Origin of the sequence: Hoyosella sp. YIM 151337 (genome assembly GCF_026041215.1) — a bacterium.
Lineage (GTDB): Bacteria > Actinomycetota > Actinomycetes > Mycobacteriales > Mycobacteriaceae > Hoyosella.
Genome location: NZ_JAPEIQ010000021.1, coordinates 37544 through 63852 on the forward strand (window position 1 = coordinate 37544; position 26309 = coordinate 63852).

The 26309-nt window shown below is 63.9% G+C and carries 10 protein-coding genes and 2 pseudogenes; 5 read left to right on the forward strand and 7 right to left on the reverse strand.

The annotated features are described in order from the left end of the window. Window positions 1–20: 20 nt before the first annotated feature. Window positions 21–851: a hypothetical protein gene (locus tag ONR57_RS09725; RefSeq protein ID WP_265123092.1), complete on the forward strand. Its 831-nt coding sequence runs from the start codon at window positions 21–23 to the stop codon at window positions 849–851. Window positions 852–941: 90 nt separating this feature from the next. Here the strand turns inward: ONR57_RS09725 and ONR57_RS09730 are convergent, their stop codons facing one another. From ONR57_RS09730 to ONR57_RS09740, 3 genes are all read right to left on the reverse strand, one after another. Continuing rightward, window positions 942–2099: a CdaR family transcriptional regulator gene (locus ONR57_RS09730; RefSeq protein ID WP_265123093.1), complete on the reverse strand. Its 1158-nt coding sequence runs from the start codon at window positions 2097–2099 to the stop codon at window positions 942–944. A gap of 50 nt (window positions 2100–2149) precedes the next feature. Further along, entirely contained in the window at window positions 2150–4075 is a 1926-nt protein-coding gene (locus ONR57_RS09735; RefSeq protein WP_265123094.1) for a YhgE/Pip domain-containing protein, read from the reverse strand. A gap of 444 nt (window positions 4076–4519) precedes the next feature. Continuing rightward, on the reverse strand, window positions 4520–4687 hold the full coding sequence (locus ONR57_RS09740; protein WP_265123095.1) for a hypothetical protein: 168 nt from the start codon (window positions 4685–4687) through the stop codon (window positions 4520–4522). Between the two features lie 238 nt (window positions 4688–4925). Between ONR57_RS09740 and ONR57_RS09745 the strand changes: the two are divergent. From ONR57_RS09745 to ONR57_RS09755, 3 genes and pseudogenes are all read left to right on the forward strand, one after another. Beyond that, window positions 4926–5126 (forward strand): annotated as a pseudogene (locus ONR57_RS09745) (amidase); the annotation flags it as partial. Between the two features lie 121 nt (window positions 5127–5247). Then, window positions 5248–6363 (forward strand): annotated as a pseudogene (locus ONR57_RS09750) (amidase family protein); the annotation flags it as partial. A 767-nt stretch (window positions 6364–7130) separates the two neighbouring features. Then, a complete protein-coding gene (locus tag ONR57_RS09755) occupies window positions 7131–12590 on the forward strand; it encodes a carboxyl transferase domain-containing protein (RefSeq protein ID WP_265123096.1) in 5460 nt (1819 codons plus the stop codon). A 109-nt stretch (window positions 12591–12699) separates the two neighbouring features. Here ONR57_RS09755 and ONR57_RS09760 read toward each other — a convergent pair whose 3' ends face one another. Genes ONR57_RS09760 through ONR57_RS09770 form a run of 3 tightly spaced genes read right to left on the reverse strand, consistent with a single transcriptional unit; the run spans window position 12700 to window position 16475 of the window. Next, a complete protein-coding gene (locus tag ONR57_RS09760; RefSeq protein WP_265123098.1) occupies window positions 12700–13380 on the reverse strand; it encodes a response regulator in 681 nt (226 codons plus the stop codon). Then, window positions 13377–14834 carry a DUF4118 domain-containing protein gene (locus ONR57_RS09765; RefSeq protein ID WP_265123100.1) on the reverse strand — a complete coding sequence of 486 codons (1458 nt, stop codon included), beginning with the start codon at window positions 14832–14834 and terminating at the stop codon, window positions 13377–13379. Before ONR57_RS09765 ends, ONR57_RS09760 begins: the two co-directional genes overlap by 4 nt. 18 nt (window positions 14835–14852) lie before the next feature. Further along, window positions 14853–16475, reverse strand: coding sequence for a TrkH family potassium uptake protein (locus tag ONR57_RS09770; protein WP_265123101.1), 1623 nt, complete (start codon window positions 16473–16475; stop codon window positions 14853–14855). 63 nt (window positions 16476–16538) lie between these two features. Here ONR57_RS09770 and ONR57_RS09775 point away from each other — a divergent pair, with 63 nt between their 5' ends. Next, a complete protein-coding gene (locus ONR57_RS09775) occupies window positions 16539–25427 on the forward strand; it encodes a non-ribosomal peptide synthetase (RefSeq protein ID WP_265123103.1) in 8889 nt (2962 codons plus the stop codon). Here the strand turns inward: ONR57_RS09775 and ONR57_RS09780 are convergent. Further along, a complete protein-coding gene (locus tag ONR57_RS09780; RefSeq protein ID WP_265123105.1) occupies window positions 25416–26270 on the reverse strand; it encodes an ion transporter in 855 nt (284 codons plus the stop codon). The two genes, ONR57_RS09775 and ONR57_RS09780, sit on opposite strands and share 12 nt — an antisense overlap. Between the last annotated feature and the right edge of the window lie 39 nt (window positions 26271–26309).

The following is a 26309-nucleotide window of genomic DNA, read 5'->3' on the forward strand; positions in this document are numbered from 1 at the left end:
GCCGACTGCGAAGGAGCAACGTGAACACCTGGCCGGCAAAGTGGCCGCACCCGCGCACCCGTAAACGCGATGTGGCGGTCCTTGCGATTCTCGCGGCGGCGGTGCCAGGCTCGGTCGTCGTGGGGGTCATCGGACTCAGTGACGGCCGGCCGCAGGTTCTCGCCTTCGGAATTCTCATCGCGGTGCTGTTCGCGCTCGCTTTTGTGTATCACCTCCTGCATTCAGCTCGTCCCCAGCGGTGCCTCGGGGACATCAGCGTGACGAGGAACCGGGACGGCGAAGCCGTTACACGAATTCGGCGGTCACCGGTGCTTTTTCACCTGCGCACAGCCCTGATGGCTGGGCTGACGGTGCTGTTCACGGCGTCAGCGGTCGACCACTACTTCGCTGAAGAAGGCACTGCGGCCGTCCTGGGAACGCTTATTTATATCCTCATCGCCGTCTTCTTCGGCTCCTACCTGCTCGCGGTGGCAACACGCGGCCTCGCTCCTGGCTATGTAGATCTCTCACCCCACGGAATCGTTAACCGCGGCTGGAGTTTTGAAGCGCACATGCCGTGGCGAAACGTCCTTACTGTGCAGGCTGAGCACGATAGGAACCACCCGCAGGTGCTCGTCATAGGCGATCCAGAACGGGCGTGGAAGCACGACTACACCGTGCGGTTGTGGCGTATCGACCGGCTCACCGTCGTCCCGATGCTGGACATCGACACACGCAAGTTCCGGATACCTCCTGAAGTGCTGTACCAGGCGCTTTCGCACTACTTCGACAGCGCGGATTCCCGCCGTGAGCTCGGTACCCAAGCCTCAGTGGACCGCTTCAGCCGCTGGTGGCCGGTCCCCGTCTCCTAGCAGCTCAATTTACCTGCGGGTGTCATCTAAAACGTCCAGTTTCGACCGGTTTTGGGTCACACCCACAGATAGATTTGGGAGGCCGGGTGTTCAGCGGTGCGCGGCCCGGCGCGCTAACGACCACCATGCGAGGACGAGGTCGTGAGTGCTCGCCCGGATGTCGAGGCCAGTGATTTCACGGAACCGACCCAGCCGGTAGCGGACGGTGTTCCGGTGCACGTGCAGTTTTTCCGCCGCTACATCGACATTCTGATCGCACTCGAGCAGCGTCCACACCGTCTGTTCGATCTCACGATTGGCCTCGTTGTCGCTATCCAGGTAGCGGAAGTGCTGCTGCTCAACCGCGATGGCGAGCTCGTCAGCCATGAGCGCGAGGGGCAACGGCCCAAGCTGATCGAGGGTTACCACGCCTGTCCGGCCGAATGCCGCAGCAGCGTCCAGCGCGACACTCGCCGAACGGAACGCGTCGGCGACATCACGCAAGTACACTGCGGGCCCGACAGCCGCCAGAGCCCCGTCGGGAAGGGCAGGAACCTGCGGGACCAGGCCAACAAGGTCGTCTTCAAGGACCGCTAGCATAGGGCGGTGATGCGTGGTGCTGCCCGTCCGGCGGATCGCGACCGAAAGCCGTTCTTCGTCTCTCGCGCCGTCTGGATGTGCACGCAGCGGGTGGTAGCGCACGGCTGGATCGAGGCCGAACAAGCGGGCCTCAGTAGCAAGCCTGGCTGATGCCAATGTGCCATGCAGCGCGGCTCGAAGGAAGTCGGCACGACGGCCGCTCTCACGCAGCCCCGCGTCGACGGCGATCTCGCGCTGGATCTCGGCGATTACCCCAGTCGCGTCGGTCACGAACTGCCACGCGAAGTCGTGCACTCGCAGCATCGTCGCTGCGTCAAGGTGGAGGTCTGCGGCAATCGCGTCGGCCTCATGGAGCAGATACCGTGCGGCTAGCTGAATGCTGCGAGTAAGCGCACCGAACGGGAAGCCCTGCTCGGCGCGGCGCCGCGCCAAGTCCGCCAGCGGCTCCAGCCGACTCGCGTCGACCTGCAATGACACCACGTGGGTGATGACGTCGCGCATGAGCGCCACGGTCGCACCGCGCACATCCTCTTCCGGCAGCACGTCGTATTCCGGTATTTCCCGGCGCAGCAGCGACACCACCGCGTCGGTTCGTTCATCGAGGTGGGTGAGCAGGGCGTCAGCCAGGTTTGGGAGCGCTGGGTGAGCTGGCTCTGGCGACGCGGTCATGGCGCGATACTAGCCAGCTCACCACTGTGCTCATTGGTCTTCCCGCCAAATCAGGGACTGGCGAGTGCAAGTGCGTCTGTCTGACCAGCGACTCCCGCCTCTTCCCTGACCTTCGCCACGTGCCGGCGATGGGCAAGGTACTGAGCCAGCAGCCCGATCACGGTAATACCGAGCATCGTCGCAACCGCTGACGCGAAGCCGGGGCTGCCGTTGAACGCCGCGATCAGGCCATCACGGGTGTACGACATCGGCGCGATCGGGTGCAGTGCCCGCAATGGCCCGGGGATCGTTTCGAGCATCCAGACACCACCGAACGAGAACACTTGCAGCATCCACGCCGCGAGGGTGACGAGAGTGCCTGCCGCATAGCCGAAGATGCGGAACGCAGCGCCCGTGAGTGAGACGGACATCAAGGTCGCCAAGGCGACGACAACCATCACCTGGCTCAGGCTGGCCGGCGCGGGCGCCGGAGTCACGACGGACCACACCACTGTTCCGAGCACTGCCATCGCCGCGAGGCTGACCCCGGCTACGGCGAACAGTCGCCGAACGGGGCGCTTGGGGTGCGCACCGCCGGAAAACGCCGCGCCCCTTTCTTCACCCGACGCCCGGAACGACATCCACACCAGCAGCGCCACGAGAGCGGAAGACACCGATAGCAGCACCGGAACCGCGCCCGGCCCCAGCTTCGATGTTCCCGGAACGGTCTTGTCGGCGACATTGTTCGTGTCTAGCGCGACGGGTGTACTCACCAGCGATGCCAGTTGGGCGCGTGCTGATTCGTCACCCAGGTCAGGTACGCGTTGCGCACCCGCGCCGAGGCCGTCCGCGAGTTGTCCAGCGCCGTCATCGAGCTGGCGAGCGCCGTCCTGCAACCGGGGAAGGTTCGATGAGAGTTCGCCAACGCCCGCCTCGATGCGTCCCAGACCATTAGAGAGGGTCCTCGCGCCCGTGGCGAGTTCCGCACCGCCCGCAGTGAGCGTCTCGACCCCCGACCGGTACTGCGCCGTGGGATCGTTGAGCTGCCGCGCAAGCTCCGCGCCACCGGCGTTGAGCTGAGCTATGCCGTCAAGCAGCTGCTCTACCTTGCCGAGCACGGCAGCACCTTCGCTGCCCACCGGGTCGGGAAGCACCGCAAGCTGGCCCTGCAACGCACGCACTCGCCCAGCGAGCGTGCCGTCGGGGTCGACGGTGCCAGCAAGCGTGTTCAGTCCATCGGAGAGACGCTGTGCGCCATCGCCTAGCTCCCCGGTGCCGGTACGCAGCCGGACGAGCCCGTCAGCGAGCTGCTCGGCACCATCGGCCAAACGAGCACCACCGGCCGCAGCCTCGCTGACGCCGGGAGCGAGCTGGCCCGTTACCCCAGACGCAAGCTGGTCAACACCCCCTGATAGCTGACCAGTTCCGTCGGCGAGGCGGTCAGCCCCGTCCGCAGCGTCACGGATGCCACCGCCCAGATCGTTCATGCCGGTCAAGACAGTGCCGACGGTGCGGCTCGACGTCGACTTCAAGACAGCAGCGTTCAGTGTCGCCATCACGCGAGTACCTACGGTTGACGCCATCGTCGTGTTGTTGTCGTTGTATGTGACTTTGATTGCCGCAGGTTCGGTGACCCCGCTCGACAGGCCCGCGAGAGTGCTGCTGAAGTTCTCCGGAATCTCGACGATGAAGTAATAGTCTGCCGCTCTCAGTCCCTCAGCTGCCCGTTCCGCGTCGACAACTTGCCAATCCAGCGCACCGCCGTCGAGCAACGTGTGGACGATGTCAGCGCCAGCGTGGATGGTGTTGTCACCAGTGCCTGCGGGCTGGTCGGCGTTGACGAGCGCGACCGGCAGATCTTTCAGCTTCTCGGTCGGGTTGTACATTGCCCACATGAAGAGGGCGGCGAACGCCAGCGGCAAGGTGATGCAGAGCGAAAGCGCAATTCGCATTAGCCGCGAGCGCTGCCAGCGCGAGACGGGTCGGGACGAGTGCATGAAACTACTCCAGTTGGTGGGGTCGGTGACCCTGCCCAGAGCCGACGGACTGTGACATGGGCGCATACCACCGCAGCGGCATGATTCGGGTCATACAAAGCTTTCGCCCGAATGCCGCAAAAGACCATGGATGGCGTGCCAAACACGTACGCACCGAATTGTTGGGGATGACAAATAGCGACTAACAACGAGTAAACATGCTCGGTGTGAATGACCTGATGACGCGCGACGACCGACCACAGCGCAGCGTCGCCCGATGCAGACAGTGCGTCGCGACGTGCCGATCTGCTTGAGCGATCTAGAAATGCTTATCGCCGGTACGGGCCGACGACGAACCTGCCGGTCACCTTCGCGGCACACTCAGCGATGGCGCCACGCGAGAGGAACTCGCCGAAGCATCGCGCAGGCGGCATTCGACGAGTTCAAAGCCTATGCCCCAGGAACTTAGCCGCGAGGATCCTGGAGGTCAGGATCATCGTCAGCGGGAGGTTCGGGGTCTCGCCACTCTTCGACGCGTGACGACTGATCGCCCTGCCCCTGGATCAGTGATTGTTCTTCATGCTTCAGCTCTTCATCGACGCGTGGGCTGTGTTTTCCCTGTCCGCGTTCCATTTGACATCACCCCTTACCTCGTTGCTGGTCTTGGGGTACCTTGCCCGCGACGGCATTAAACGACGCAGTGCGGTTCAGCGGCAGCGAACGTCCGCAGCGGGACGCGTGACACGCTAGGTTGAATCGCGGGACCCGGGCGTGTCCAGTCCGGGGGCCGGGACCAGCCGAAGCGAGGTACACAATGTCAGCACCTGATGCTGCCTCTCAGCCCGACACTGCGTTCTCGCACCCGACTCGGATGTCGGCGCAGCAAATCGCAACCGCCATCCGCAGCGGCGATCTCACTGCCCGCGCGGTCGTCGAGGCACACATCGAAGTTTTGAAACGGCACCGGGCACTCAATGCGGTCGCGAAACCCCGCTTCGACGCAGCGCGGCGCGAAGCTGACGAAGCAGACCAGGCAGTCGCGCAGGCGACGGCTACTGACACTCTCCCGCCACTGCTGGGCGTTCCAGTGACCGTCAAAGAACTGATCGCCGTCGCCGGTATGCCGAACACGGGGGGGCTTTCCGCACCGTCGGCGAGTCCGGCCACGCGCCGACGCACCCGCAGTCGCGCGCTTACGCGAAGCCGGGGCAATCATCGTCGCAATCACCAACGCGGCCGGCCCCCTGTACTGGATCGAAACCAACAACCCCCTCTACGGCCGGGTGAACAATCCGTACGATCCGCGTCGCACCGCCGGGGGCTCATCGGGGGGTGATGGCGCTGCAGTATCGATCGGTGGCGCGCCGGTGGCGCTTGGTTCGGACCTCGGCGGCTCACTGCGCGTACCGGCGTTCTTCAACGGGGTCTTCGCACATCTCCCATCCGTGGGCCTGGTGCCCAATACGGGTCACTTCCCGATGACGGCCGGTGGCGTGCGCCGCTCGCTGTATCTCGGCCCGATCGCCCGCCATGCCGAGGATCTGCACCCCGTCTTACAGGCGATGGCCGGTCCGCACGAATCCGACCCCAATAGCGCTCTGCTGGAACTGGGTGACCCAGCAACGGTGCCGCTCGAGGGGATGCGGGTCTATTTGTCGACGGCATCCTCGCTCTCACAGCCACGCCGGGAGGTTGCGGAAGCACGTGAGCGCGCTGCCGCGTCCCTCGAGCGCGCTGGCGCTCATGTCACAGATCTGCCGCTGCCTGAGCTTCGCTGGGCGATGGGCTACGCGCTCGCGACCATCGCCGGGGAGATGGACTTCGCCGCCACCGTGGAGGAAGTACTGGGAACCGCGATCCCGCGGCGATACTCATTGCGGCGTATCCCGCGCAATGCCGTTCTCACGCTCGCAAGCGCACCTGTTGCCGCACTGCGGCTCGCGGAGACAGCGCCGGCGCGCACCGTTCGCACTCGCGCGGTACGGAGGCTGGTGAGCGCGGCGCGCCGGGCGTCGGAGCAGATCACGACCACTATCGGCGATGGTGTTTTGCTGCATCCGCCGTTCCCGCGTCTCGCGCCGCGTCACTACACCACGTACGGCCAGCCGTGGCTGCTCGCAAATACGGCAGCGTTCAATTTCCTTGGCTTGCCAGCGACACAGGTTCCCATGGGCATCAGCCCGAGTGGCCTGCCTACCGGCGTTCAGGTCAGCGCAGCACCTGGTAATGATCATGTCGCGATCCGCGTCGCGCAGCATTTGGAGCGCGTCACGGGCGGGTGGACGCCACCCCCGTCGCTCGACAGTTAGCACAGGAAAACATCGCGAAATTAGCGATTCCTGCAAAATTCGGTGAATAGTATTTTGCACGTTCGAGCGGCGCACGGGTTTACTACTCGTCAGTAAGGTGTCACGTTTGGTGCTGACGCCGGCCGCCACTTCGTAAAAAAGGCGGCCCAGCATCCCTCGCTCCTTACCCGCCGGTAATTTACCCGCAGGTACACGTTTGAATCAGCGCAGGTAGGCGCTACTTCCCGGTAACAAAACAATCGTGACGAAAGTGTGATTTGATTCACGTATTCACCCATGTGTACTGCATAACAGCGCATTCCGTCCGAAACCTGGGTGAACCGCATGAAAAGCCCCGTTGATCCCATTTGGTTACATGTGACAATCTGTTCGCCATGTTGCATGATTGTGGTGCCGGACGGCCGGTATCGAATTCGATACCGATGATGCACTCAAGGTTGATTGCAGCCGCGCCACTATGCGGTCTGCCGGCAGCGCGCGTGGCGCGCAAAACCTTTGGCAGCGTTGCATTTCAAGCATCACTATCGTGCGCCCCGATCCGCCCCGCCGGCGATCGGGCAGAGCGGCTGCGCGCCGACGGTAACCTCCGTGCGCGCGGCACTTCCCTCAGCGAAGAGCGCGGCACGCCGTAGCGGCCCACCACACCCGCAGGCAGCAGCTACACGCGCCGCTCGCGGCCACACCAGGCACAGGCTTACCGGACGACGGCGTCCAGATATACGGCTCAACAAACGTCGTCACTAGGTTCCACAAGAAACGGGGCAGGGATGTTCAAACGGATAGCGATAGTCAACCGCGGTGAAGCCGCAGTTCGACTCATCAGGGCAGTACGCGAACTCAACGCCGAGCACAACTACGGCATCAGGGTTATCGCGCTCCACACCGAAGCCGAGCGCGGCGCACTGTTTGCGCGCCAGGCCGACGAAGGTGTCACCCTTCGTCCGTCAGCCACAGCGGCAACCCCGTATCTCGACCACGCAGAACTCGAACGTGCACTCACCGAAGCAAAGGCGGACGCCGTTTGGGTCGGCTGGGGGTTTGTCGCTGAAGATCCTGCATTCGCAGAAGTATGTGCGCGCCTCGGCATTACCTTCATCGGACCCAGCGCTGACGCGATGCGTCTGCTCGGCGACAAAGTTGAGGCAAAACTCCTCGCCGAAAAGGTCGGCGTCCCCGTCGCGCCGTGGAGTGGTGGACCAGTCTCCACACGCGCCGACGCCCGGCGCCATGCGCAGGCAATCGGCTACCCCCTGATCATCAAGGCGCGCAGCGGTGGTGGCGGCCGCGGCATCCGCAAGGTGTACGCCGAAGACGAACTCGAACTGGCTCTCGAGCGCACGCAGGGCGAAGCACAGCGCTCCTTCGGTGACCCCGTGGTGTTTATCGAGCGGCTCGTCACCGAAGCCCGTCACGTCGAGGTGCAGTGCATCGCCGACGCGCACGGCAACGTGTGGGCCCCGGGCGTGCGCGACTGCTCCATTCAGCGCAAGAACCAGAAGGTCATCGAGGAGTCGGCGTCGCCACTGCTGACCAAGGAGCAGGCCGACCATCTGCGGCAGGTCTCCGCTGAACTCGTGCGTGCGGCAGGTTACTGCGGTGCAGCCACGGTCGAGTACCTTTACCAGCCAGAGCAGAAGATCTTCACATTCCTCGAAGTCAACACCCGGCTGCAGGTCGAGCACCCGATCACCGAAGCCACCACTGGCCTCGACCTCGTGAAACTGCAGATCCACGTTGCGAACGGTGGCGAACTGGCTGGCGAATGCCCGCCGGAGTTCGGTCACGCTGTGGAAGCACGCCTGAACGCTGAGGACGCCGACAACGGCTTCGCCCCAGCCCCTGGCTCGGTGCAACTGCTCAAGTTCCCGCTGGGTTCGGGACTGCGCGTCGACACCGGGATCGCGCAGGGCGACGTCATCCCGCCGGACTACGACTCAATGGTCGCCAAGATCATCGCGTGGGGCCACGACCGCTCGGAAGCGCTCGCGCGGCTGCGCACCGCCCTTCGCGAAACGACCGTTGTTCTGCACGGCGGCACAACGACGAAGTCCTTCCTGCTCGACCTGCTCGACCGCGACGAAGTGATTTCGGCTTCGGCGGACACCGGCTGGCTCGACCGCACTGGCGTGGGCACATCCAGCGACCAGACTGCCGTGCCGTCAAATACAGCCGCATCAGCCCTGCTGGCGACGGCTATCGAGGTGTACGACGCGGAGGAAGCCGTTGAACGCGGTGCATTCCGGGCCTCTGCGCGTGGCGGCCGGCCACGCGCGAGTCACGCCATCGGCCGGAAGGTCGAACTAAGCTACAAGAACCACGCATACAGCCTTTTCGTGACGCAAATCGGGCCGGGACGGTACCGCGTCGAGGGTGATGCAGGCGATCTAGAGGTCGACCTCGAGCGCCTCAGCGAGTTTGAAAGCCGCCTTACCGTCGCTGGCACACGCCACCATGTCGTCGCGGTCAAGGGGCCCGCTCACTACCTGGTCGAGGTCGACGGTGTGAGCCACCAGATCAGCCAGGACGAAGCCGGCGTGGTGCGTGCACCAGCCCCAGCTGTTGTGGTCGCTGTACCGGTCGCTGAAGGCGATGAAGTCGATACCGGGGACACCCTCGTTGTACTCGAATCCATGAAAATGGAGACGGCTGTACGCGCCCAGGTAGCGGGCCGCGTTCGCGAGGTATTCGCGGTCGTGAACTCACAGGTCGACGCGGGCGCGCCGCTCATCCGGGTTGATGCGCACAGCGAAGCGGCAGAGACTGTGGAGACGGTTAGCGTGGAGTTCCCAGCGCCGGCCGAGGCCCAATGTGATGCGCTGGATCTGCTGGATCAGCTCGGCGCGCTCATCACCGGCTACGACGTCGATGCGACGCGCGCGCGCTCGCTGCTTGCACGTTACGAACGACTGCGCAGCGCACAAACGCAGCATCCGGACTCTGACGGTGCCGTTGTGCACGCGGAACTCGCTCTGCTGTCGACCTTCGCGGATATCTGCGAGATCTCGCGTAACCGCCCAATCAATGGCGACTTCGAATCGGATGAACGCGTCCACAGCCCCCGAGAGCACTTCCACACATACCTGAAGTCATTCGACGCTGACATCGAGGGCCTCCCTGAGTCGTTCAAGGCACGACTCAGCCGCGCGCTGCGCCACTACGGTGTTGTCGACCTGACGCCAACCCCGGAACTCGCCGAGGCGGTCTACCGGCTCTTCCTCGCGCTGCAGCGCATGGAGAACCAGATCCCTGTCATCTCGGCATTGCTCGAGCGCTGGCTCACCACCACCTCGACGACACTTCCGCAGGAACTCGAAGAAGTACTCGACCGGCTGATTGTTGCCACCCAGCTGCGGTACCCGCTCGTCGGTGACCTCGCCCGTAACGTACGTTTCCGCATCTTCGACGAGCCGGTGATCAGCAAGGCGCGCAGCGAAGTCGCCGACCGTGTTCGCGGTGCACTCGAATACCTCGCGGAGAACCCGGACGCCAGTGACTACACGCAGCGTGTCCGGGAGCTGACTCGTACGCCGGAACCACTGATCGACCTCCTCGCAGGCCGCATCGAACGGCCCGGGCCTTTGCTCGAAGTCATCACGCGGGCGTACTACAAGATTCGCGAGCTCGAAGACGTCAAGGCGTTTGAGCGTGACGGCCAGCAGTTCGTCACCGGAAGTTTCCAGCTCTTGGAAGACCGGATCAGCCTGGTGTCGACCGTTGGCGACTACGAACGGCTCACCGAAGCGCTGCAGGCTATCGACGCGGTCGCGCCCGCTGACCGTTCGAACCTCGTGGTCGACCTCTACCTGTCGTGGACGGGTGCGCCCGCCGATTCTGATCAGATCGCTGCGACGCTGCTCGAAAAGCTCACCGGCACACTGACGGTGCGCCGCTTCACTGTCACTGTGTTCGGCGACGGCAGCGCAAGCCGCCAGTTCACCTTCCGGCCAGAAAATGGGGGCCTGCGCGAAGACCGCATCATTCGCGACATGCACCCGCTCACGGGCCAGCGCCTCGACCTGTGGCGTTTGAAGAACTTCGACGGAGTTCGCGTGCCCAGCGCACCCGACACCTTCTTGTTCCACCTGAAGGCCAAGGAAAACCCGGCTGACGAGCGGCTCATTGCGCTCGCTGAGGTGCGCGACGCCACGCTGCTGCGTGACGAATCCGGTCGCGTGGTCTCGATGCCCTCCTTCGAACGCGCACTCGCGGCGTGCCTCGACGGTGTTCGCCGGGCACAGGCGAAGCGGGGCAACAAGCGCCGCCTCGACGCCAACCGCGTGATGATGTACTACTGGCCCACACTCGACATCAGCCTCGACGAGGTACGCACCGTCGCCAGCAACCTCACCCCGCTGACGGTGGGCGCAGGCCTCGAAGAGATCACCGTCATTGTGTGGATGCCGGGCGAAGGCAACGAACTGGTGAAGCGCGCGCTGCGCTTCTCCTACCGCACCGGTGACGGGGTCGTTCTCAACATCACCGAGCCGCCCACCGAGCCGCTGCAGCCGATGGACGCCTACACGCAGAAGGTCCGCAGCTCGCGAGCACGCGGCACGGTCTACCCGTACGAGCTCATCCCGCTGCTCGCCGGCCCGGAAGGCAGCTTCGTCGAATACGACTTCGACGAGACCGGTACGCTCGTCCCGGTCGAGCGGCCATACGGCGCAAACACGGCCGGCCTCATCGTGGGTAAGGTCACGACGCCGACGCCGCGCTACCCCGAGGGCATGACCCGCATCGCCCTCTTCGGCGATCCCACCAAGGCGCTCGGCACTGTGGCCGAAGGCGAGTGCTCACGCCTCGTTGCCGCAGTCGACCTCGCTGAGGAACTGGGTGTGCCGGTCGAATGGTTTGCGCTTTCTTCTGGCGCGACGATCTCGATGGACAGCGGTACCGAGAACATGGACTGGGTGTCGCGTGGTTTGCGCAGGCTGATCACCTTCACGCAGAAGGGTGGCGAGGTCAACGTCATCGTCACCGGTATCAACGTGGGCGCGCAGCCGTACTGGAACGCTGAAGCCACAATGCTCATGCACACCAAGGGCATTCTGGTGATGACGCCAGACAGCGCGATGGTACTTACCGGTAAGAACTCGCTTGACTACTCCGGTGGTGTCTCCGCTGAAGACAACTTCGGCATCGGTGGTTACGACCGCGTCATGGGACCGAACGGTGAAGCCCAGTACTGGGCCCCCAACCTCACCGCGGCGTGCGAAATTTTGTTCGCACACTACGATCACGCATACACGCTGCCCGGTGAGCAGTTCCCGCGCCGTGCAGCCACTACCGACCCGATCGAGCGCGACGTCCGCACCTACCCGCACGTCCACCCGGGCAGCGACTTCACGACAGTCGGTGACATCTTCTCGTCCGAGAAGAACCCGGAGCGCAAGAAGCCGTTCGACATTCGGACCGTCATGCGGGCTGTTGTCGACCAGGACCACGGTGTGCTGGAACGGTGGGCGGACATGGCCGACGCGGACACGTCCGTGGTCTTCGACGCGCACCTCGGTGGACAGCCGGTGACGGTCATCGGTATCGAGTCCCGCGCCATCTCCCGCAAGGGCTGGTTCCCGGCCGACGGGCCTGACCAGTGGACGTCTGGCACGCTGTTCCCAGCATCGTCGAAGAAGACAGCACGAGCGATCAACGCGGCATCCGGTAGCCGGCCGCTGGTCGTGCTCGCAAACCTGTCTGGTTTCGATGGTTCTCCGGAATCGCTACGCAACATCCAGCTCGAGTACGGCGCCGAGATCGGCCGGGCGATCGTCAACTTCGACGGCCCGATCGTCTTCTGCGTGGTCTCCCGCTACCACGGTGGTGCGTTCGTGGTGTTCTCGAAGGCATTGAACGACAACATGGAAGTTCTTGCCGTCGAAGGATCCTTCGCCTCGGTTATCGGTGGTGCACCAGCTGCCGCAGTGGTGTTCTCACGTGAGGTGAACAACCGCACATCCGCCGACCCAACTGTCCAGGATCTGGAAGCGAAGCTGGCTGCCGCAGAGGACCAGGCCGACAAGGCGCACCTCCGGGTGCAGCTGGCCGCGCAGCGTTCTGCGGTGCGGTCTGAGAAGCTCGGTGAGGTCGCCGCTGAGTTCGAGGCGATCCACAACATCCAGCGCGCCCAGCGCGTCGGGTCGGTGGACGCGATCATTCCGGCAGCCGAACTGCGCCCGCACATCATTGGTGCGGTCCAGCGCGGCATGGCCCGGGCCCTGAAGGGATAACTTCCCACAGAAACGAACACCACCCCTTTGTGCACGCACAAAGGGGTGGTGTTTTCTTTCCCGTCGACGTCGAGGCCCCCCGACCGAGAGACGTGCGGATCGTTCGGGGTCAATCGGTGAATCGGTACCCCATCCCGGGCTCGGTAAGCAGGTTCTTGGGGCGCGACGGATCGGCTTCGAGCTTGCGGCGCAACTGCGCCATATACACGCGAAGGTAGTGAGTTTCGTTGTTGTACGACGGCCCCCACACTTCGCGCAGGATCTGTTTCTGCGTCACCAGCCGACCCTTGTTACGCACGAGCAGCCCAAGTATCGACCACTCCGTTGGTGTCAAATGCACGTCCTCGCCATTCTTTTTCACAAGGCGCGCACCCAGGTCGATGGAGAGGTCGCCAGCTGTGACGACGGCCTCCTGCTGCGGTGCCGAGTTCTGGCCCCGCCGCACGGCAGCGCGCAGGCGGGCCAGGAACTCGTCCATACCAAAAGGCTTGGTGACGTAGTCGTCTGCACCTGCGTCGAGTGCGGCAACCTTGTCTCCAGAGTCGGTACGGGCGGAAAGCACAACAATCGGCACGGACGACCACCCGCGAATCCCGTGAATGACCTCTGTTCCATCGATATCGGGCAGACCGAGATCAAGGATCACCACGTCTGGCTTCTCTGACGCAACGGCGCGCAGTGCCGCTGAACCGTCGGACGCGGTCTTCACGGCGTAGCCGTGCGCAGCCAGACTGATGCGCAGTGCGCGAAGAATCTGGCGCTCATCGTCAACGACGAGGACGGTCGTCATTCCGCCACCGCTTCCCGATAGTCGACGGCGGGAAGCACACACGTCACCGTGAGACCTCCGCCTGGTGTCTGCGAGGCACTGATCGTGCCATTCATTGCTTCAATGAACCCCTTCGCCACCGACATTCCCAGGCCGATGCCAGTCGTCACGTTGCGGTCACCTAGACGCTGAAAAGGTGCGAATGCCGCCTGTTCGGTGCCCTGCACCAAGCCTGGCCCGTGATCGACCACGTCCAGCACCAGAGTCCCTGCCTGTTCCCGAGCCTGGAGGGTGACGTCAGCACTTCCGTGCCGCAGGGCGTTGTCGACCAGATTCGCGATAACCCGTTCAAGCAGACCGCCATCCGCTCGAACCTCCGGCAACCCCTCGGGAATAGCCACCTTCACATCGTCGCTGCCCGGCACGCTGCGCAATGCGCGCGCCACTGAATCTTCTATGTCAATAGCGCCGATGTTCGGCCGCACAGCACCAGTGACCAGACGCGATGAGTCGAGAAGATTGTCCACCAAGCCGCTGAGCAGAGAGATGGACTCGTCAGCAACGCTGAGGAGTTCACTCTTGTCGTCGGCGGACAATGTCAGCTGTTCGTCCCTGAGCGATCCCACCGCTGTCCTCAGCGAGGTCAAAGGGGTTCGCAGGTCGTGCCCGAGCGCTGACAGAAGCCCGTTGCGCAGTGCAGCGGCGTCAGCCTGGCGCTCCGCCTCTGCAGCAGTGGCCGCCATCCGCTGATGGCGCAGGGCCAGTACCGCCTGAAATCCTGCGGTCTCCAAGACTGCCCACTCGTCGCCAGCGAGCTCGCGGCCGCGCAGTATCAGTCGCACCCCGTCGCTCACCTGTACTGCCTGCACATCAACGGTCTTCGTGATCGCACTCGCTGGCCCCAGCGCGACAGCGGTCGTCTGCCAGCCGTGCTGACCGGCCTCTTCCAGCGCGACCTTTTCCAGCCCAAAGCTCTCGGCGATCTTTGCGAGCAGGCGATTCGCAGGATTGTCCTCGAACAAGATGGTCCGTGCGAACGAGAAGAGCAGCGCGGCTTCTGTTCGCGCGCGTTCCGCTTCGGCGGCGCGAACAGCGGATCTGTTGACGACGACGGCGACGAGCACTGCTACCGCCACCATGACGCTCAGGGTGATGATGTTGGCTGCGTCAGCGATGAAGGGGGTGTGAAACGGCTCGGTGAAGAAGAAATTGAGTAGCGCGGCACTGATCGCCACGGTCGCCAGAGCTGGCAGCAGGCCGCCAACCAGTGCAGCGACCACGATGCCGAGGAGAAAAGTCATTGCGATGTTCGCGAACGCCACATGCTCTTTAAGCGGTATGAACGCCAGCGTGAGCACAGCGGGCAGTACGACCGCCGCGAACCAGCCGCTGCGGCGCCGGAAATTCGACAGGGCGGATTGGCCCGTCCTCACTGGTCGCATCAGAACACTGCCTGGCTCATCAACGGCTGCCATCCCTCTAGCTTCGCAGCATCAACCCACGATCGGACGTTCCTCTGGCAGTTCATATCGGCGCGGCCGTTCCTGCAACGCGAGCGCGGAGGCCAGCATGATCGGACCCACCCGTCCGAGCAGCATCAGGACTACTAGGACGAGATGCCCTGCCGCAGGCAGGTCAGCAGTGATTCCCATGGACAGCCCGACGGTTCCGAATGCGGAGATCGCCTCGAACAGAACGAGATCAACCTCGTGGTCGCTGAGTGCAAGCAGCGCGACGGTCGATCCGATGACAGCGGCAACTCCCAACAGCGCTACGGTGAGCGCCTGCCGCTGCACGGATTCAGCGATCTTGCGCCCCATGACGTGGACTGTGGGCTGCCCGCGCAGTTCAGCATAAATGACGAAGCCAAGCAGGGCGAAGGTCGTAACCTTGATACCGCCTGCCGTGCCGGCACTCCCACCTCCGATGAACATCAGCGCATCGGTAATCAGGATCGTCTCCGGACTCATGTCACCGACTTCGAGGGAATTGAAGCCCACCGTGCGCGGGGCCAGCCCCTGGAAGGCTCCCGCCAGGATCTTCTCACCGATGTTGAGTGGCCCCATTGTCGCTGGGTTCGTCCACTCGAAACCCATGACCGCGACAATTCCCACCAGTGCGAGTACCGCGTGGGTGAGCACGGTGATCTTGGTGTGCACGGTCCAGCGCCGATTGGCTGACGCATGGTGCGAACGTGCTTCCCTCACCATCTGCCGGACGTACTTGCCGACCTCGAAGAGCACTGGGAAACCCAGCGCACCCAGCGTAAACGCAACCATCAGCGGCACCATGATGACGGGATCCCCAACAAACTGCATGACGCTATCGGCTTGGAGCGCGAAACCTGCGTTGTTGAACGCTGAAATGGCATGGAACAAAGCGAAACCCACGGCCGAGGGCAGAGAATCGGTATACATCGTGTAGTACCGCACGCCGAGGATCAATGCGGCGGCAAGCTCGATCAGCACACTCAGCCGTACGATACCGATGACTACGCGGCGAACCTCGCCCAGCCGCAGATTCTTCGTCTCGGTATGGGCAATGAGCTGCATTCGCATGCCCATGCGGCGCGCAACCAGTAGTCCCAGCAGCGACGCGAACGTCATGATGCCCAGGCCGCCGAGCTGGAAGAGACCCGCAATCACGGCCTGACCGAACACCGACCAGTAGGTTCCAGTATCGACGACGATCAATCCTGTGACACACACCGCGGAAGTAGCGGTGAACAGGGCTGAGACAGGATCCGTCCATTCACCCGAAGCCGATGATACGGGCAGCATCAGCAGCACGGTTCCGACGAGGATCGCTCCCGTGAAGCCACCGACGACAACTCGCGCTGGATACTTTCCGAACGTCTTAACAGTTCGGCCGGCTACTCCGCGCGTCCTGTTGTAGAACACCGTTTGATCCGCCCCAAATTCTCGCCGCAGTCTTTCCTGGGCAGGCCCGTGTTCACCGGAGCCCGCAGGAGAAAGCTTGCCGCAGCGCTCATCTTTCGCAGCCATCTGAAGGGCGGAATTGACGGGTTGTTGACGGCTGACGCTGGGGTTTTTACGCGTCCTTAGCGCCAGCGCAGCGGTGTGCAGCACGCCTTTACGGACGCAAATCCCGGTCATCGAGGCAGCTAATGCCTATACTTCCCCCAACCACGGAGGAGTGATGAGGGGTGGATTTGCGCGATGCACGCACACGTCCACGACCCGCCCGCTCGCCTTCCACTGACGGCCGCCCAGCACGCGATCTGGGTGGCACAATCTCTCAGCCCTTCCGTACCGTTCTCCGTCGCAGTCTGGGCTGACCTTTCCGGCCCGATCGACCCGGTCCGGCTCCGCGCAGCAACACTAGCGGCGCTGCGCAGCGCCGAGTCGCCGCTGCAGGTAATTCAGCCCGGTGACGAAGGCGTGTGGCAGGTCCCCGTTGCCTTCTTAGAAGACACCTTTGTCCAGCTCGATTTCGGCGGCGTCTCTGATCCAGGAGCGGCGGCGCGGGCTTGGATGCATAGGGACCTGAACACCCCGGTTGATGTGACCGCGGACGGACTCTGCAGGGTTGCGCTCGCTACAGTCGGCCCGGACCGGCACTTCTGGTACGCAAGATTCCATCACATCCTGCTCGACGGCCACGGAGCCGCTCAGATCCTGCGCCACATAGCCGCCCGCTATAACGGCGAACACCCACCTGCGATGACGCCGCTGCACGGCATCGTCACGTCGGACGCCGCGTATTCCGCGAGCACGCGACATGAGCGTGACCGTGCGTTCTGGGCACGATATGTGGAGTCATTTCCCGAGCCGCTCACCCTCGGGTCCCCCGCAGCGCAGTGCAGCGCTGTGAACCACACCGCCGCAGCGCCGCTGCCTCCGGGCATATCCTCACACACCACCGCACTGGCCGCACTCACCGCTTACCTGGGGCGGGTGACCGGTCGCCAGGACGTCGTCGTTGGCTTGCCAGTATCCGCTCGGACCTCAGCCGTGCTGCGCAACGGGGCCGGGATGGTCGCGAATGTTGTACCCCTGCGCGTCGCCGTCGACCCGGCGTCTGCGCTTACGGAACACAGCAGGGTGCTGCACTCGGAACTGGGTCGTGTACTGCGACATCACCGATTCCCGCAAGCCGAGATCCACAGTCTGCTCGCGCGGCCCGAATACGGCAGAATGTTCGGTCCCGCCGTCAACCTACTGCGTACCGGGGACGTGGTGACACTTGGGCAGGCCCGCGGAAGCGCCCACATCCTCTCGACCGGACCCGTCGACGATGTCGCGATCAACCTGTGTCTGACGCCCGCTGGAGTGCGGGCGGAGTGGGAAACGAACCCGTACCGGCACTCTCAATCGGACACCGATGCGTGGTGTGCCGATTTCGCAGACTTCGCCGGGTTCTATGCAACACACGGACGCGGCCGCACGCTCGGCACTGTCAGCCGAATCAGCGGGCGTCGCGCCGCGGCTCTGGCCAGGAGCGGACTCGGCGCGCCCGCCCGTCATGACACGACAGCGGACGTGATCGCTCAAATCGGACAGGTAGATCCAACGGCAATCGCCGTTGAGACGACACACGGCACACTCACCTACGGCCAGCTGCGCGATCACGCCAGGAAACTCGCAGACCGACTCGGACAAAACGGCGCGGGCCCCGGCGCCGTGGTCGCTTTGCACTTGCCCCGTTCACCCGAGTGGATTATCGCCATGCTCGCGGCATGGACTGCCGGGGCTGGCTACCTGTCGCTCAGCCCCGACGATGCGCCTGAATACACCGCGACAGTCGCGCGCGCAGCGGGCGTACACGTGACCGTCGGCCCCGGCCTTACGATCGGCACAGCGGTGCACACGCCGACGGCCGTGTCCCCCGCCGGCATCGCATGGGTGGTGACGACGTCCGGGACATCGGGACAACCCAAAACGGTCCGGGTGCCGCAGGCCGCCGCCATCAACACCGTCACGTGGTACCGCGACGAAGTGGGAATCACCGGGGCAGATCGGGTTTTGGTCGCCAGCGCACCGACCTTTGACCTTACACAGAAAAACATCTGGGCAGCACTCACCTGTGGTGCCACGCTCCTGCTCGCGGCTCCCGCGTTCGACCCCGCCGAGGTTGTGCGGCTGGCGGCAGCAAAGGCAGCGACGGTTCTGAACCTTGCCCCCTCAGCGCTGCGGGTCGTGCAGGAGGCCGATACTAGCCGCACGCTGCACCGGCTGCGCGTACTTATACTGGGCGGCGAGGCTCTGCATCTCGCTGAGGTTGCGCCGCTTCGCGCTTCCGGTGTGCGCGTTATCAATTCGTACGGCCCATCGGAGGCCGCGGACGTCGTGTGCGCTGCTGATGCCCCCATGAGCTGCTCTCCGCGCCCGCAGGCGAGCGTCCCCATCGGCCGTCCACTGCCTGGGGTGCGGCTCCACGTCCTCGATTCAGCGTTGCACCCAGTGGGGTCCGGCCAGACCGGCGAACTGTATATCGGCGGTGTCTGTCTGGCCCATGGCTACACCGACGCGCCTCTCACCGCGCAGCGTTTCATCGCGAACCCGTTCGGCAGTGGTGAACGTTTGTACCGCACTGGGGATTTGGCACGGTGGGGCGCGGATGGCCAGCTGGAGTTCCGTGGGCGCACTGATCTCCAGCTCAAGGTGCGCGGCGTGCGCGTCGATCCGGAAGCCATCGAATCATTGTTGCGCGGACAACCTGGTGTGGAAGACGCGGTAGTCGTCGTTCGTCCCCGCACTGCCGCCGTGGTTGCCTATGTGACTACAGGAGCCACCGCCGTAAATACCGATGCTCCCCAAAACCTGCTGGCCGATCAGCTTATTCGAACACTCTCGACTCAACTGCCGCGCCATATGGTTCCCTCGATAGTGGTACCGATGCGTGAATTTCCGCTGACACGCAGCGGAAAGATCGATCGCGCAGCACTTCCCGCACCGCCGTCAGCGCCCGCGCGGGCTCCTGAGACGCGCGCTGAACGTGTCCTCTGCGAGGCCGCAGCGGACGTGCTTGGACTCCAATCCGTGAACCCAGGGGACGCCTTCTTCGTCCTCGGTGGCGACAGCATCCTCGCGCTGCAGTTAGTGGCGCGCGCCCGCTCCCTTGGCATCCTCATCACGACGCGGGACGTTTTCGAGCAGCGCACGCTGGCGCGTATCGCGAGCGTATCCAGCTGCGTTGCGCCCGTACCCGGGCTCGCCGAGCTCCCAGGTGCTGGGACCGGATGGGCTCCCCTCACCCCGATCATGAAGTGGCTGTTTGAGCGTGGCGGGCAAGCCGACCGCTGCACGCAGGCCGTACTGCTGCACGCGCCCTCCGAGTTGACCGCGACGACGCTCACGGCAGCGCTACGGACACTGCTCGATCATCACGACATCCTGCGGGCGACCATCACTGCGAACGGCATCCACATTCCTCCCTCCGGCACGCTGAGCGCGAAAAGCCTCGTCAAGGTAGTCGACTCCCACGCCCCTGGTACACCATTCTCGACCTGCGTCCACAGCGAATTGCATGACGCCGCGGCACGGCTGAACACGGAACGTGGCGTATTGCTGCAGGCCGTGTTGTTCACGAACGGCGAGCGAGACGGCGACAGCCACGTGTTGCTTGTCCTCCATCATTTCGCCGTCGATGGAGTGTCGTGGCGCATCCTGATCCCGGATCTCGCTGCGGCCTGGCTAAGTACACAACATGCTGCGCCACCGCAGTTGCCACCAGCTGGCACCTCCTTCCGCCGCTGGGCACACGGTCTCGCACAAGGCGTGTCACATCGGCGCAGCGAAATCAGCGATTGGCGGTCAGTGATCAGCGATGACGGCTGGCACATCGGTCGTCGCCCTCTCGACCCCCGGATCGACACCTGTGACACGGTGGCACGACTGGAATTCACGCTCCCCCCGGAACTCACAGACCTCGCGCTGCGGGTAGCAGCCGAGTCGGTACACGGCACCGCTGAGGACGTCCTCATTGCCAGCCTGGCAATCGCGATCCTCTCCTGGCGGCGGCGCGGGCGCATCACAGTGATGGCTGAACGGCACGGACGTGACGAAAACGCGGTGCCCGGCGCTGATCTCAGCCGTACCGTTGGGTGGTTCACCTCGCTCGTCCCGGTAGTCGTCGAACTTGGTGCTATCGATGTCCGCGATGCCCTTCGGGGCGGCGAGGCCGCGGGTACCGCGCTCAAGCGGGTGAAAGAGCAGTTACGTGCGCACCACGGCACCGGTATCGGCTACGGCATGCTGCGCTACCTGGCGGACGATACGGCGCTGGACGCGCCGCCGCCGCAGATACTCGTGAATCACCTCGGTCAACTCGGCCCGTTCACCCCCGGTGACTGGGCGCCTTCTTCCGCGGCGGGCGTTCTGCTCGCGACCACAGACCCCGCGAGTGCGGCGCCAGCCGCACTCGAAGTGACATCATATGTGGCTGTAGAACACTCGTTGCGGCAGTTGGTAATTCAGCTCGGCTATGTCACCACGCTGCTTAGCAGTGACGATGCTGAGCAGCTCGCGGCACACTGGCGATCCGCCCTTCACGGTATCGCGCTCTACGCCCAATCACCGGAGGCAGGCGGGCTTACGCCATCCGATGTCCTTGCCACCGTTACACAGACCGAACTAGACACCCTCTGCTCGGAATACCCTGGAACAGAAGATATCTGGCCGCTCACCCCGCTCCAGGAGGGCTTGCTCTTCCAAGCGCAGCTCGCCGGTGAGGAAGCTGACCCGTACGTCGTACAGGTCATCCTCGAGATCGGGGCCACCCCCGATCCCCTGCATCTCGAACGAGCATTCACCGTGTTGCTCGAAAGGCACCCCCAACTCGGGGTATCGTTCGCGACAACCGCCAGCGGGCACCCTGTTCAAATCATCGCTGGCGGGGCTCGCGTTCCAGTACACGTGGTGGATCTGGCGGCCGGACATGATGCCGCCGAGCCTGAGACAGCATTACGACGGGCTATTGATGCAGATAGAGCCACTCCGTTCAATCTGGCTAAGGGCCCGCCCATCAGAGTGACTTTGATCCGGTCCGGCAGCCGCACGGGCGGTCAGGACCGTCACTGTCTGGTTCTGACCCACCATCACATCATCTTGGACGGGTGGTCGACACCGCTATACCTGCGGGAGGTGTTCGCTGCGTGCCACGCGGGGCGCAACACCACCGTGCCGCCGCTACGGAGATACCTCGAGTGGCTGGATACGCGCGACCGCGAAACCTCACTCCGGGCCTGGCGCGGGGCGCTCCGGGACATCGAATCACCAACGTTGCTCGCTGCTGAGCCGGCGACGGCGACGCGCAGCGAGCTGCGACACACCTTCGATGCCACCACCACGGCTGCGGTGAGTGCCCTCGCGCGGCGGTGCTGCGTCACCGTAAGTACGGTTGTACAGGCCGCCTGGGCCTTCGCACTGGCAGCCGAAACTGGTGAGCAGACTGTCGTTTTCGGTACGGCTGTGTCAGGCCGGCCACCGTCAGTGAGTGGCGTTGAGGAGATGATCGGACTTCTTATCAACACTGTTCCCGTTGCGCTGCGCATCCATCCGGGCGAGACGTTCGCCGAGCTGCTCACTCGCTTTCAGAAAGAACAAGCAAACCTGCTCGAGCACCACCACACCAGCCTTGCCGAAATCCACTCGATTGCGCCTGCCGCACGGTTCGATTCGCTGCTCGTGTTCGAGTCGTACCCCGTTGAACCGGCGCAGCCCTTCGCCGCAGCGCCGTGGCGCGTCAACTCGGCGGATGTGCGCGACGGATCGCACTACCCGTTCACGCTCGTGACCTTCACTGGTCAGCAGTTGGCGCTGGAGGCCCGCTTCGATGAGGGATCCGTGACCCGCGCGCGAGCCCAGCGACTGGTGCAGCGCGTCGCCCGGCTGCTGGAAAGCGCTGACAACCTCGACGATCAGCTCGTGGGTGCCTTCGATGTTTGTTCCACCGAAACGGCTCATCTCAAGCCAGTTCGCGGCGCTGACGGTACGCCGCCCGTACCGTTAGCGCACCTATTCGGTGCGGCCGTCGCACAGCACGCGGACCGCATCGCGATCGTCGACGGCGCCCGAACACTGACGTACCAGGAACTCGACGAGTGGTCGACGCGACTCGCGCGCTGCCTGCAGGCCCGCGGTGCCGGTCCAGAAGTGGTTGTAGCCATTGCCGTACCGCGCTCCGCCGAGTACGTGGCCGCGATGCTCGCGGTCACGAAGACCGGCGCGGCGTTCCTGCCGGTTGACCCTCACTACCCCCAGGCTCGGATCACGATGCTGCTCGAGGACTCTGGCGCCGCACTGGGCATCACCATGGCCGCGCAGCACACGCTACTTGTGGGCCGCGCCGAGTGGATGGTGCTTGATTCACCCGTCGTCGAGCACGAGTCACAGGATCAGAACACCGGCGCGCTGCCCGTCGCTACCCACCCCGATAGTGCGGCATACGTCATCTACACATCCGGATCGACAGGCACTCCGAAAGGCGTTGTTGTCACGCACCGCGGGCTGGCGAGCTTCACACAAGAACAGTTCGAACGCTACGACATGCAGAGCGACTCCCGGATCCTGCATTTCGCGTCACCGAGTTTCGACGCGTCCATCCTGGAATTTCTGCTGGCATTAGGAGCTGGCGCGACGCTGGTGATCGCGCCCGAAGGTATCGCTGGTGGCGCGGAGCTCACACAACTCCTGCTAGCTCAGCGCGTCACACATGCGTTTCTCACGCCGGGAGTCCTTGAGACACTCGGCGGGTCTGAAGCGAGCGCAGACCTCTCGTCTCTTCAGACACTCATCGCTGGCGGCGAGCCCGTTCCAGCACAGATAGTGACCGACTGGTCCTGCGGGCGCCGGTTCTTCAACGGTTACGGACCCACCGAAACCACGATCATGGCAACAATTTCGGATGCGCTGTGGGTCAGCGGTGTGCCCGTGATCGGCCCACCAGTACGCGGCGCGTCCGTCGCTGTACTGGACTCAGCACTGCGACCGGTACCGGAAGGGGTCCCGGGTGAGCTCTACATCATGGGGGCAGGCCTAGCACGGGGTTACCACGCCCGATCCGGCCTCACCGCCACCCGTTTCATCGCAAGTACCTGTGGACAGCCAGGCGAGCGCATGTACCGAACCGGCGATCGGGGCATCTGGCTGCGTGATTCGGACGGACAGCTGACGTTGCAGCACATCGGCCGCACCGATGCTCAGGTGAAGCTGCGTGGCTTCCGTATCGAACTCGGTGAAGTGGATGGCCATTTGCGGGAACACCCGGCGGTTCGCTCCGCGGCGACAGTGCTCGCCACCGGTCCTGACGGCACGGACTTTCTCGCGTCCTATGTCGTCACGAGCGACAGCCGCTGCGACGCGGAAGTCCTCAGGCGTTTCCTCCGCCAACGTGTACCGTCCCACCTCGTACCCGCCGCTATCAGCATTCTCGACGAACTGCCCCTCACCGCGAACGGCAAGGTCGACCGCCAGCGGCTGCCCAGCCCTGCTGCCGAAAAACCGGCAGGCGGCGCGACCGCGCCACGCAATGCGGCTGAGGCGGCCGTGGCCAACGCGTTCGAAAGAGTCCTTCTGCGCGCCGTGCCGGGCGTCGAATGTGAATTTTTTGACCTCGGCGGTAATTCGCTGTCTGCCACAAGGGTCATCGCGCAGGTAAATGACGCCCTTCGGGTCCAGCTCGGCGTCCGCGACGTTTTCGACAATCCCACCGTCGCGGCGCTTGCCGCGCGAGCCACTGCCAGCCAGACGGGCACCCCGAACGCCGACACTTCGGGCGGCGGTGGTCCCGAAAACACACGCCCCGCCCATATTCCGCTCGCACCGTCACAGCAGCGCATCTGGTTCGCTAACCGGCTCGACGCGAACTCCCCGGCTTACAACGTGGCGTTCACGCTGACACTGACCGGTGACGCAGACAGTCTTGACCTCGCCGCGCTCCACACTGCTCTCACGGATCTCTGTGCCCGGCACGATGTGCTGCGCACCATCTACCCGGACACGCCCAGCGGACCCACACAGCACGTTCTTCCGCCCACACCACCGCGCCTTGAAGTCGTCACCGTGGGGACTGCCGAGCTCGAAGAGCTTCGCGACTCGGCCGTAAACCGCGGCTTCGATATCAGCCGTGCCGCGCCCTTCCGGGCGGTCCTGTTTGACACGGGAGATCCGGGAGTATGGGTATTGCTGATTGTGGGCCATCACATCGCCATCGACGGCGCGTCGCTTGCGCCGCTGGCCCGCGACCTCATCACTGCCTACGTGGCACGCCGAGCGGGGAAGGAGCCCGCTTTCCCAACGCTGCCACGACAATTCATCGACTACGCGCTGTGGCACCGCCGCATGCTGGGTTCACCCGCTGATCCGAGCAGCCTCGCTGCTCGCCAACTCGCCTTCTGGACGCGCACCCTCGACGGATACACACCACGACCGTTGCTCCCCGAAACTGCCACCGGGGCATCCACACGCGCCGAAATCGTCGAATTCGCCATCGGTGCAGCCGTGTGTGACAACATCTCAGCACTTGCACGCGCAACGGGTACCTCGCCGTTCATGGTGCTGCACGCGACGCTCGCCCTTCTGCTCGCCCGGGTCAGCGGCCAGCACGACATTGTCATCGCCACTCCTGTGCACGGGCGTGGCGGCCCCGAGTTCGACGACCTAGCAGGGATGTTCGTCAACACGGTCGCGCTCCGCAGCCGTATAGCCCCCTCGGGCACATTCCGTGATGTCCTGAGTGACACACGAGCGGCCGCGCTAGCCGCGTTCGACAACGCGGACGTCCCGTTTGACACCGTGGTGAAGGAATGCAGACTGTCCCAAACTCGGTTCGCTGACGTCATGCTGACTCTGAACAACACCGGACCAGTGGACATATCGCTGCCGGGGCTCACCGTGACTGCGCAGCCTGCGGCAGTCGCGGCGGTGAAGAATGGTGTGACGATCGAGGTGACTGAAGAGCATTCGGCCACGGGTGACGTCCGCGCTCTCGCGGTGCGCGTAATTTACGACGCTTCCCGATTCCACGCGGCTGCGATGGCGCGCTTCGCGCAACGTTACCAGCGGATGCTGCGAACGGTGGCCGCAGAGGCTGGCTCAGCGGGATAGCCGACTCTCGATTGCTTCCATCCGGGCATTCATGCTGCGCAACAGGTCGAGCATTTCCTCGCGCTCCTCGTGCGCGATCTTGTCTGCTTTCGCACGTTCGGTGCGCTGTTCCATTTCGTGCACCTCTTGTGTCGCACTGACGATGATGGCGATGAAGAGGTTCAGCACCATGAAACTCGAAATCAGAATGAAGGGCACGAAATAGACCCACGCGTACGGGAACTCTGTCATCACCGGTCGCGCGATACCCATGGACCAGCTTTCCAGGGTCATCACTTGGAAAAGGCTGTAGATGCTGCGCCCAAGCGTGCCGAACCACTCGGGGAATCGCTCACCGAACAGCTCCGTGCCCATCACGCCGAAGATGTAGAACATCATGAGCAGCAACGCGGCGGACCAGCCGATTCCCGGCATCGCCTGCATCAGCGATTCCACCAGCATGCGCAGTCGTTTTACCGTCGACAGCAAGCGCAGCACACGCAAAATGCGCAGTGTGCGGAGGATAGCGAGCGGCCCGGACGCGGGAATCAGCGATATCGCGATGATGAGAAAGTCGAAGATGTTCCAGCCGGATTTGAAGAATCGCGGACCGAACGCCACGAGCTTAATGAGTATCTCGATGACGAAAACAGCAAGGATCGACTGGTTGAGTGCCATGAGAATAGACCCGGCCGCCTCGCGTGCCGAGTCCGAGGTTTCGATCCCCAAGATGACAGCATTGATAAGAATCAGGGCAGTAATAATTCGCCGGGCTGTCTGGGACTCGATGCCCTCACCGAGTCGGACGCGCCACCCGGGTCCACCAGGCTGCATCACTGTCCGGTTCTCCGTCTGTACTGCCATGTGTGTCGACCACCCCTTGTTTCCCTGCGCGCGGAGCTT

Excerpts from the sequence above, each read along its gene's own strand:
- ONR57_RS09740 (WP_265123095.1), bottom strand. The coding sequence starts at position 4,687 with ATGGAACGCGGACAGGGAAAACACAGCCCACGCGTCGATGAAGAGCTG.
- ONR57_RS09770 (WP_265123101.1), bottom strand. The coding sequence starts at position 16,475 with ATGACCGGGATTTGCGTCCGTAAAGGCGTGCTGCACACCGCTGCGCTG.
- ONR57_RS09755 (WP_265123096.1), top strand. The coding sequence starts at position 7,131 with ATGTTCAAACGGATAGCGATAGTCAACCGCGGTGAAGCCGCAGTTCGA.
- ONR57_RS09730 (WP_265123093.1), bottom strand. The coding sequence starts at position 2,099 with ATGACCGCGTCGCCAGAGCCAGCTCACCCAGCGCTCCCAAACCTGGCT.
- ONR57_RS09765 (WP_265123100.1), bottom strand. The coding sequence starts at position 14,834 with ATGGCAGCCGTTGATGAGCCAGGCAGTGTTCTGATGCGACCAGTGAGG.
- ONR57_RS09775 (WP_265123103.1), top strand. The coding sequence starts at position 16,539 with ATGCACGCACACGTCCACGACCCGCCCGCTCGCCTTCCACTGACGGCC.
- ONR57_RS09780 (WP_265123105.1), bottom strand. The coding sequence starts at position 26,270 with ATGGCAGTACAGACGGAGAACCGGACAGTGATGCAGCCTGGTGGACCC.
- ONR57_RS09760 (WP_265123098.1), bottom strand. The coding sequence starts at position 13,380 with ATGACGACCGTCCTCGTCGTTGACGATGAGCGCCAGATTCTTCGCGCA.
- ONR57_RS09735 (WP_265123094.1), bottom strand. The coding sequence starts at position 4,075 with ATGCACTCGTCCCGACCCGTCTCGCGCTGGCAGCGCTCGCGGCTAATG.